This is a genomic window from Paraburkholderia sp. BCC1885, from assembly GCF_900996235.1.
In the GTDB taxonomy this organism is placed as follows: Bacteria; Pseudomonadota; Gammaproteobacteria; order Burkholderiales; family Burkholderiaceae; genus Paraburkholderia.
The window spans coordinates 1-791 of record NZ_CAAJGM010000025.1 but is presented as its reverse complement, the minus strand read 5'-3'; the positions used below and the strand labels follow the sequence as shown (position 1 = coordinate 791).

1 pseudogene is annotated in these 791 nt (G+C 62.2%); it reads left to right on the top strand.

Going from position 1 to position 791, the window contains the following annotated elements:
• Window positions 1-160 precede the first annotated feature (160 nt).
• Window positions 161-791: pseudogene (locus FQ755_RS02290) on the top strand (POTRA domain-containing protein); the annotation flags it as partial.

Sequence of the window (791 nt, the reverse complement as noted above, 5' to 3'; positions counted from 1 at the left end):
GCCTATCCCACCATGGTGGCGGTCTCCATGATCGTGGTCCTGTCGTTCACCGCACTCCATGAAAACCTTCTGCGGCCAGTGCAGGCGGCCGGCGCCTTCGTCATCCTGATCGGGGTCTGGATGCTCACGCGTTACGCATGATGATGAGATGAAAACAAACATGAACAAGAAAATCCGAGGGACCAGGGTCGTGGCAAGCTCGCTGCTCCTTGCATCGGCCGGTGCATGGGCACAATCCGCGCAGCAGTTTGGCAACGAACAGCAGGTCCGGCAGCAGGAAGAGGCGAGAGAACGCGAGCGAACCGTTTCAGCGCCAGGCGTTCGATCGCGTGTTGCCGCAAGCGTCGGTTATCCGGTGCTTCCGGCTGAAACTCCATGCTTTCCGATTCGCCGCTTCGCACTCGATGTCCCCGATTCGTTACCCGCTTCCGCGAGGTCGGCAGGCGCGTCCGCGCTGCCGATGGATCGCTTCGCCTTCGCCCGCGAGTGGCTCGCCCACTACGCGAACCAATGCGTCGGCAGGCAGGGTCTCGACATGATCGTCAAAGGCCTTTCCCAGGAAATCCTGGCGCGTGGCTACATCACGACGCGCGTCTTGCTGCCTGAACAGGACTTGACGGGCGGCACGCTGGAACTCGCCTTGATCCCCGGCACGATCCGGCACCTGCGTTTTGCGGACGAGACATTGCGCGGCAACTGAAAAACCGCGTTTACCGCCCGCGACGGCGAGGTGCTGAACCTGCGCGATCTCGAGCAAGGCCTGGAGCAGATGAAGCGCGTCACCAGCCAGG